General features: G+C 55.3%; 9 protein-coding genes (1 of these 9 only partly in view). All 9 read left to right on the top strand.

Annotated features, from left to right (window positions below):
* On the top strand, positions 1–369 hold the 3' portion of the coding sequence (locus tag M0Q23_03810) for a YebC/PmpR family DNA-binding transcriptional regulator (GenBank protein ID MCK9527773.1). The gene continues 381 nt to the left of window position 1, outside the view; the window shows 369 of its 750 coding nt (coding positions 382–750); its start codon lies off the left edge, out of view; its stop codon occupies positions 367–369.
* A gap of 47 nt (positions 370–416) precedes the next feature.
* A complete protein-coding gene (gene ruvC, locus M0Q23_03805; GenBank protein ID MCK9527772.1) occupies positions 417–896 on the top strand; it encodes a crossover junction endodeoxyribonuclease RuvC in 480 nt (159 codons plus the stop codon).
* A complete protein-coding gene (gene ruvA, locus M0Q23_03800; GenBank protein ID MCK9527771.1) occupies positions 897–1,490 on the top strand; it encodes a Holliday junction branch migration protein RuvA in 594 nt (197 codons plus the stop codon).
* 17 nt (positions 1,491–1,507) lie between these two features.
* Positions 1,508–2,530 (top strand): Holliday junction branch migration DNA helicase RuvB, encoded by a 1,023-nt coding sequence (gene ruvB, locus M0Q23_03795; GenBank protein ID MCK9527770.1) that lies wholly within the window; start codon positions 1,508–1,510, stop codon positions 2,528–2,530.
* Positions 2,531–2,557: 27 nt separating this feature from the next.
* Entirely contained in the window at positions 2,558–3,127 is a 570-nt protein-coding gene (locus M0Q23_03790; GenBank protein MCK9527769.1) for an epoxyqueuosine reductase QueH, read from the top strand.
* 187 nt (positions 3,128–3,314) lie between these two features.
* Positions 3,315–4,226 (top strand): UDP-3-O-acyl-N-acetylglucosamine deacetylase, encoded by a 912-nt coding sequence (gene lpxC, locus M0Q23_03785; GenBank protein MCK9527768.1) that lies wholly within the window; start codon positions 3,315–3,317, stop codon positions 4,224–4,226.
* A gap of 141 nt (positions 4,227–4,367) precedes the next feature.
* Complete coding sequence (locus M0Q23_03780) at positions 4,368–4,970, top strand: DUF4390 domain-containing protein (protein ID MCK9527767.1); 603 nt, start codon at positions 4,368–4,370, stop codon at positions 4,968–4,970.
* Positions 4,971–4,980: 10 nt separating this feature from the next.
* Positions 4,981–7,230 carry an ATP-binding protein gene (locus tag M0Q23_03775; protein ID MCK9527766.1) on the top strand — a complete coding sequence of 750 codons (2,250 nt, stop codon included), beginning with the start codon at positions 4,981–4,983 and terminating at the stop codon, positions 7,228–7,230.
* Positions 7,202–8,581 (top strand): sigma-54 dependent transcriptional regulator, encoded by a 1,380-nt coding sequence (locus M0Q23_03770; GenBank protein ID MCK9527765.1) that lies wholly within the window; start codon positions 7,202–7,204, stop codon positions 8,579–8,581. Before M0Q23_03775 ends, M0Q23_03770 begins: the two co-directional genes overlap by 29 nt.
* The last annotated feature ends 1 nt before the right edge of the window (position 8,582 follow it).

The raw sequence follows: 8,582 nt of genomic DNA, 5'->3' as shown, positions 1-8,582 counted from the left end.
AACGGCTGTGTGTCCTGGATGTTCGACAGAAAAGGAAGCATCATCGTCTCAAAGGAGGCGGCTGGTGAAGACACTCTCATGGAAATCGTCCTGGAAGCCGGTGCCGAGGATGTGAGGGACCAGGGAGATGAGTTCGAAGTCGTTACCGCGCCGGAGGACTTCGAGGAGGTGAAGGGGGCCCTCGACGCGGCGGACATAGCCTGTCTCACAGCCGAGATAGCCATGATACCCCAGACAACGGTTCCCCTGGATGAGCAGAAAGCGGGCCAGATGCTCAAGCTTCTGGAAAGAATGGAAGACAACGATGACGTTCAGCATATCTACGCCAACTTTGATATTCCTGATGACGTGATGGAACGGTTAAGTTGACCGGTTCTTAGAGCGCCGCAAAGAACCCGAAAGAAAGGACCGGCAGGATGGTTATTCTCGGCATAGACCCGGGTACGCGGGTCACGGGATACGGTATCCTGGAGAAGACGCCGGCAGGACTGACTCACATCGGTCATGGAGAAATCAAACCGCCCCACAAAAAAATCCTCTCGGTCGCGCTGAACGATGTCTTTGAAAGTCTCATGGCCCTGGTTTCAGCACACCAGCCGGACGCCCTGGTTATAGAGACCATTTTTTACGGGAAAAACGTCAAGAGCCTGATCAGGCAGGGTCACCTCCGGGGTATTGCCCTGCTGGTAGGACCCCTGAACGGTCTTCCCGTTTACGAATACAGTCCCCTGGAAATCAAGCAGGCCGTCGTCGGCTACGGGCGGGCGGAAAAACACCAGGTTCAGCAGATGGTGACACGCCTCCTCGGACTGGACTCACCTCCCCCGCCGGACGCTTCGGACGCCCTGGCCATGGCGATATGCCACGCCCATTCAATGAGAAAGGATCAGACATAAATGATAGCGGCACTGCGAGGTGTACTGTCCTACAAATCGACCCGGCATGTTATCGTCGACGTCCAGGGCATCGGATACCACGTCTTTGTCCCCCTGAGCACCTTCTACCTGCTGCCCGAGGTGGGAACAACCGTTTCCCTGGCCATCCACACCCACGTCCGGGAGGACTCGATCAGCCTCTTCGGATTCCATTCGGCGGACGAAAAAGCGATTTTTCAGCGCATGATCACCGTGAGCGGCATCGGCCCCCGGCTGGCTCTCAACATACTCTCCGGCATAACCCCCGATGAACTCACCGGGGCCATCATGGCCGAAGACATGGGCAGGCTCGTGACCATACCCGGCATCGGGCGGAAAATGGCGGAGCGGCTCATATTCGAGCTCAGGGAAAAACTGGTGGCCTCCGGTATCGATACCGAAAGACACCGTTCGGAGGAGGAATCCCTCATGGAGGACGCCCTTTCGGCCCTGATGAACCTGGGCTACAAGGAAAGCATCGCCAAAAAAGCCATTGACCGGGCTTCCAAAGAGTGCAAGGATCAGGTTTCCCTTGAAGTGATCTTAACAGAATCACTGAAAGTGTTATCGAAATGAATGAAGGCGCCCCTTCCATGGAAAGAACCATTGTCACCCCCCTGCCCTCATCAGGTGAAGAGGGCTTTGAACACACGATCCGCCCCCGGTTGTTGAATGAATACATCGGCCAGGCCACAGTAAAGGAGAACCTTTCAATATTTATCGAGGCGGCGCGGGGACGGGGCGAAGCCCTCGACCACGTCCTGCTCTACGGACCGCCGGGGCTCGGGAAAACCACTCTGGCACACATCATGGGAAAAGAGATGGCTGTTGACATCAAGGTTACCTCCGGTCCCGTCATCGAACGCCCGGGAGACCTGGCGGCCATGCTCACCAACCTGAACTCCCATGATATCCTGTTTATCGATGAAATTCACCGGCTCTCCCACGTGGTCGAAGAGGTGCTCTACCCCGCCATGGAGGATTACTACATCGACATCCTCATCGGCCAGGGTCCCTCGGCACGCTCGGTGAAACTCGACGTTCCCCGGTTCACACTGGTGGGAGCCACCACCCGGGCAGGTCTCCTCACCTCCCCCCTGAGGGACCGCTTCGGCATGACCTTCAGGCTTCAATTCTACACAGAAGATGATCTCGCGACCATCATCGCCCGGTCATCCCACATCCTTTCAATCGAGACGGATCCTTCAGGCGCGCGGGAAATCGCCAGACGATCCCGGGGAACCCCACGAATTGCGAACCGTCTGCTCCGCAGGGTCCGTGATTTTGCCCAGGTCAGGGCTGACGGGGTCATCACGGAAACTGTGGCCAGGGAAGCCCTGCGAATGCTGGAAGTGGATCACCGCGGCTTCGATCTTATGGATCGTACCATACTTCTCACGGTCATCGACAAGTTCAGCGGCGGCCCCGTGGGCATCGACAGCCTCGCCGCCGCCATCGGTGAGGAAAAAAACACCATCGAAGACGTTTACGAGCCCTTTCTGATCCAGGAGGGATATCTGCACCGAACCGCCCGGGGCAGGGTGGCCACCAGGACCGCCTATGAGCATTTCGGCCGGGTCTGGAAGACCCGGGATCCCCAGGAACAACTGTTGTGACCCCCGGGAAGACACCCGCAAAACCCCATGAAGATACTGCTTCACATATGCTGCGCTCCCTGCGCCATATATCCCCTCCGGAAACTGCGACTGGACGGGCACCAGGTAACGGGTTACTTTGACAACCCAAACATTCATCCTCTCCAGGAGTACCTGAAACGCCTGGATACGCTCATCGAATACGCCGAACAGGAAGGAATGCCCCTGATCCGGGCTGATGAATATGATCCGGAAGCCTTCATGAGGGCCGTTACCTTCAGGGAACACAACCGGTGCGGTGCCTGCTACCACCTGCGCATGAGCCGGACCGCCCGAACGGCTCGCCGGGAAGGTTTTGAAGGCTTCACCTCAACCCTGTTTTACAGCGTGTACCAGGATCACGATCTTATGAAAGACATAGCCGAGGGCTGCGCAAGGAAAGAGGGCCTGTGTCTGGCCTGTCACGATTTCAGGGAAGGATGGAGAGAGGGCGTGTCCCTTTCCCGGAAGATGGGCATGTACCGCCAGCGGTACTGCGGCTGCCTGTACAGCGAGAAGGAACGGTATCTTCAGGAACGCGCGCGCCGGAGGGAATCGAAGGCAAAGACCGGGCCGTGATGTGGTCTTTTCGACACATTTCACCGGAGAAACCCCCTGAAGACGACACAGGGCCTGCCGGCACGTCCCGGCAGCATTCATGTAATATCAGTCAGTTAGAAGCAAACGGGCTGTGGCATCATAGTTGCATTAAGTAGTGAACACAACCAGCAACAGACAGAACAGCACGGGAGGAGTACTTCGTCGGATGCAAAAAACAGTTGCCCGGGACATAACCTGCAGAAGCGTCGGGCTTCATTCCGGAAGAAAGGTACGGATGAAGGTCAGACCCGCCGATGTCGATACAGGTATCGTTTTCTTAAGAACGGACCTGAGGAAGGACAACCGCATCAAGGCAACACCCTCGAATGTCTCTGAAACGACACTGGCAACAACGCTGGGGCTTAACGGAATCCGGGTGTCGACGGTTGAACACCTGCTCTCCGCCCTGTATGGCCTGGGTATCGACAACGCCGTCGTCGAAACGGATTCTTTTGAAATACCCATCATGGACGGGAGCGCGGCGCCGTTCATGTCTTTCCTGAAGGACGGGGGCATCGAAGAACAGGGGAAACAGAAGCAGTTCATCATCATCAAGAAACCGCTGTCGGTGACGGATGGAACGGGCAGTGTGTCAATACAGCCCTCCCCCCATTTTGAAATTACCTGCCATATCGATTTCAATCATCCCGCCGTGGGGAGACAGTCGCACCACATCGTGTTCTCCCTGAAAACATATGAAGAAACGATCGCTCCCGCCAGGACCTTCGGATTTCTCCACGAAGTTGAATACCTCCAGGCAAAGGGCCTGGCCCTTGGAGGTTCCCTCAAAAACGCCATCGTTCTCAACGGAACGAAAGTGATCAACAAGGAAGGGCTTCGTTTCCCCGATGAATTCGTCAAACACAAAATACTTGACATCATAGGAGACCTGTCGCTCCTGGGCGTACCGATTCGGGGGCACATCACGGCCCACCGGTCCGGCCACAAGCTTAACAACTTGCTTCTTCGGGAGCTTCTCAGGCGTCCTGACTGCTGGGAACCCGGGCTCCCCCTCTCCTCCCCCGTCGAAGCCTTCCGCGACGACGACGAAATGGCTGCTGTTTCTCTCCAAGTCTAAATAATTCTTGCTTTTTTAAAGCCCCTCTCTTAAAATTACGGATTCCGTAAGGAATTCGGACAGGCTTTTATCCGGCGGAGTCCGTGACGGATATGCCCGCCAAATGACCGACCGGAATGACGCTTACAAAAGAGAGCACCCATGGTTCGCCAACACGGTCCGGCTCCCCTCATCAGGCAGGTTTTCCCCATGCTCCTACTGGCGGTTGTGACCTTGTCACTCATGGCGCCCGGACAGGCCGGCGCCCGGGATGCCGCCATCAGGGATCTCTTTGTCACCAACACTGAAGACGAGGTCCTGCTGTACTTCAGGGTAAGCAACACCTTTACGTCGGCGATGGAGGAGGCCGTTCTCGCCGGCATAACGACGACCTTTATATTTACCATCGAACTGTATCAGCACCGGGGCATCCGGTACGACCGAAAAGAGACAACCATAGAGGTCCGGCACTCCCTGAAATACGACAGCATCAAGAAAACGTTCTATCTCTCCCATTCATACCTGCCCGGAGAACCCCGCCAGTTCCCGGAACTGGAAATGATCAGGGCCCAGCGGGCCATGGCTGACGTGAGCGGTCTGCCCATAGTCCGACTGGACAGGCTGGTGCGCGGCCAACCCTACTACGTGAGGGTCAGGGCGAGACTCGACAAAGCGGCGCTGCCGCAGGACGTAAGAACCACCATGCTGTTCTTCTCCCTGTGGTACTTTGAAACCGACTGGGCACGCCAGGACTTTGTCTACTGACAGGACCATCATGAACACGACGTTACAGGACAGACAGGAGCTGAAACGGCGGCGCAGGGAACGGGTTATCATCGTCATAACCATACTGCTCGTCCTGGGGCTCACGTTCCTCGAAAGCCGCCTGGTGGGGTCCGACACCCCCCTGCCCTTTTCGGGCGAGGTGCTGATTTTCGGCCTCATCAACGTTAACCTGATTCTCATCATTCTTCTCGTCTTCCTCATCGTCAGGAACCTGGTCAAGCTCATCTTCGAACGGCGTCGGGGGGTTCTGGGTTCCAAGTTGCGCAGCAAACTGGTGGCGGCCTTCGTCAGTCTCTCGCTGATACCCACAATCGTTTTGTTTCTGGTTTCCATTCAGTTTCTCTCCTACAGCATCGACAACTGGTTCAACCTGAAGATCGGCTCAGCCCTGGACTCATCCCTGTCCATAGGACAGACCTATTACCAGACGCATGGTGAAGAAACCCTGAACCTGGCGAAGAGAATCGGCTACGAAATAACCGCCGGAAGACTGTATGAACGGGACATGGCGGACCAGCTGGAACAGTTCCTGAAAGAACGACAGTCAGCCCTTGGACGGGGCCTCCTGGAAGTCACCTTCGATAATCGCGAGGAACGATACATTCTTCGCGACCCCGCCCACCCGGACGTCAATCCCCCGAAACTCACGGAGCAGATGGTGGACGACCTGTATCGGGGGCACGAGCTTTCCCTGGTCCAGAGTCTCGGCATCGGAGACCTGGTAAGCGGAATCGTCCCGCTTTACATCAACTTCGAACTCACCGATGTCATCGGTGTGGCCGCGGTGAGCTACATCGTACCGGGAGACCTCGCCGGAAAACTCTCGGAAATCTCGAAAACATCGGAAGAATATCGACAATTCAACCTGCTCAAGAACCCCATCAAATGGAGCTTCATTATCACTCTGTCCATCGTTACCCTGCTCATCATTTTTTCCGCCACCTGGTTCGGCCTCTTTCTTGCCAAGGGAATCACCGTCCCCATCCAGGACCTCGCGGAGGCCACGGACGAAATATCGCGGGGAAATCTCGACTATCATATCGACGTTCTCGCCGACGACGAAATCGGTGTGCTGGTCGATTCCTTCAATCGAATGACGGAGGATCTGAAAAACAGCAGTGACGAGTTGAAAAAGGCCAATATCGTCCTCGACGAGCGCCGTCACTACATGGAAACGGTTCTCAAAAACGTCTCCGCCGGAGTCATATCACTGGACAGGGAAGGTGTGATCACCACCGTCAACCGGGCCGCCGAAATCATGCTCGATATCACCGCCGATGGAGCGCTCAATACCACCTTCGACCGGGCACTCGCCGCCGAACACGCGGACATGATCTCCCGGATACGGAAAGAGATGGACGAGCGTGACTCTGATTTTCTGGAAAAACAGGCACAGATCGTGGTGAGAAACACCGTTCTGACACTCCTCATTTCCATCACAACCCTTCGGGACGATCAGAACCACTCCATGGGCATGGTCGTTGTTTTCGAGGACATTTCGCAACTTCAGAAAGCGGAACGCATCTCCGCCTGGCGCGAAGTTGCCCGGCGGATCGCCCACGAAATCAAGAACCCTCTCACGCCGGTCAAGCTTTCTGCGGAACGGCTTCAGAAAAAATACGGCAACAAGATGGAAGGGGAAGAAAAGGCCGTCTTCAGCGAGTGTACCCAGGCAATCGTCAATCAGGTAGATACGCTCAAGAACCTGGTGGACGAGTTTTCAAAATTTGCCCGGCTGCCTATCTCGAATCCCGCCCCCCATGACATTAACCAGACCATAGCCGAGCCCGTTCTGCTCTTCCAGGATGCCCACAAGACCATTGATTTCGAATATACCAGGGAGGAGGGACTGCCTCTGGTCATGATCGACGAGGAGCAAATCAGACGGGTCATGGTCAACCTCCTTGACAACGCCGTTACCGCCCTCGCCTCGAATTCGGAAAAGGGCCGGATCGAGATATCCACGTCCATCAACCCGGAAAACCGGAACGTGCGCGTCGAGGTTCGGGACAATGGCGCGGGTATCGAACCAAAGGATAGAGTCAAGCTCTTCGAACCTTATTTTTCGACAAAAAAATCCGGCATGGGCCTGGGACTGACTATCGTCAGCTCCATCATAAGCGACCACAGGGGCGTTGTGGGCATACAAGACAATTCACCCCGGGGTACCGTCATTTTTTTCGAAATACCCCGGGCAGAGGACTGGAATCATGAACAGAACGGTACTGATCGTCGATGACGAAGAAAGCATCCTCCTGTCGCTGAAGGGCATCCTCCAGGACGAGGGATACGAGGTTATTACGGCGGAAAGCGGCGAGGAGTGCCTCGATCTGGTGGAGCAGGAACTCCCCGACCTGGTTCTTCTCGACATCTGGCTGCCGGGAATCGACGGTATTGAAACACTGAAACAGATCAAATCGAAATTTCCGGCTATTCCCGTCGTTATTATTTCCGGCCACGGAACCGTTGAGTCGGCAGTGAAGGCCACCAAACTGGGCGCCTTCGACTTCATAGAAAAGCCCCTTTCATTGGAAAAGGTCGTACTCATCACCAGCCATGCCATCGAACAGGGACGGCTCGCGGAAGAAAACCGCCTCCTGAAGGAACGCATCCGCCGGGATTACGAACTACACGGCGAAAGTGCCGTTATTCGTGATTTGAAGGAAATGATCGAGATCATCGCTCCCACCAACGCCTGGATACTCATCATGGGAGAAAACGGCACCGGCAAAGAACTGGTAGCCCGGACCATACACACCTGCAGCCGCCGGGCGGCAAAACCGTTCGTCGAGATTAACTGCGCCGCTATACCGGAAGAACTGATCGAGAGCGAACTCTTCGGACATGAAAAAGGCTCTTTTACGGGAGCCACGGCAAAGAAAAGAGGAAAGTTCGACATTGCCAACGAAGGAACGCTCTTTCTCGACGAGGTCGCCGACATGAGCCTCAAGGCCCAGGCAAAAATACTCCGGATTCTCCAGGAAAAAAAATTCCAGCGGGTGGGCGGAACAAAGATTATCGAAACGGACGTTCGGGTCCTTGCGGCAACCAACAAGGAGCTGGAAAAAGAAATGGAAGAGGGACGCTTCAGGCAGGATCTCTTTTACCGGCTCAACGTCATACCCCTTCACGTGCCTCCCCTGAGAGACAGGAAGGAAGATATCCCCCTTCTGGCGGAACATTTCATGAGTGAGTTCGCCCTCAAGGAGGGAAAGCCGCTGAAGGGTATCGAAGACAAGGCCCTCGAAGTACTCATGACCCACGACTGGCCCGGTAATGTAAGGGAATTGAAGAATATCATCGAACGATTGGTGATACTGTCGCGCTCCGACCTTATCACCGTCGAGGATATACCCCCCCTGCTCCGGTCGACGGACCCGTCAAAATTAGTGACGGGTACCGCCTTTTCAGACACCTTCAAAAAGGCGAAAAAAATCTTCGAGAAAGCTTACATAGCAAGAAAATTGTCTGAATACGACTGGAACATTTCAAAGACCGCGGAAGCAATCGGGCTGGAACGAAGCAATCTCCACCGAAAAATCAAGCACTACGGTCTTGAAGAAAAAAGACGCGGGCATTCGGCCGAATAGG

Source organism: Syntrophales bacterium (genome assembly GCA_023228425.1).
Lineage (GTDB): Bacteria > Desulfobacterota > Syntrophia > Syntrophales > UBA2210 > MLS-D.
Note: the sequence above shows the minus strand (reverse complement) of the source record. Positions and strands in the feature narration are given on the sequence as shown.

Bases quoted from the DNA above. Each gene is read 5' to 3' on its own strand.
- ruvC (MCK9527772.1), top strand. From the start codon at position 417: ATGGTTATTCTCGGCATAGACCCGGGTACGCGGGTCACGGGATACGGT.
- ruvA (MCK9527771.1), top strand. From the start codon at position 897: ATGATAGCGGCACTGCGAGGTGTACTGTCCTACAAATCGACCCGGCAT.
- ruvB (MCK9527770.1), top strand. From the start codon at position 1,508: ATGGAAAGAACCATTGTCACCCCCCTGCCCTCATCAGGTGAAGAGGGC.
- M0Q23_03790 (MCK9527769.1), top strand. From the start codon at position 2,558: ATGAAGATACTGCTTCACATATGCTGCGCTCCCTGCGCCATATATCCC.
- lpxC (MCK9527768.1), top strand. From the start codon at position 3,315: ATGCAAAAAACAGTTGCCCGGGACATAACCTGCAGAAGCGTCGGGCTT.
- M0Q23_03780 (MCK9527767.1), top strand. From the start codon at position 4,368: ATGGTTCGCCAACACGGTCCGGCTCCCCTCATCAGGCAGGTTTTCCCC.
- M0Q23_03775 (MCK9527766.1), top strand. From the start codon at position 4,981: ATGAACACGACGTTACAGGACAGACAGGAGCTGAAACGGCGGCGCAGG.
- M0Q23_03770 (MCK9527765.1), top strand. From the start codon at position 7,202: ATGAACAGAACGGTACTGATCGTCGATGACGAAGAAAGCATCCTCCTG.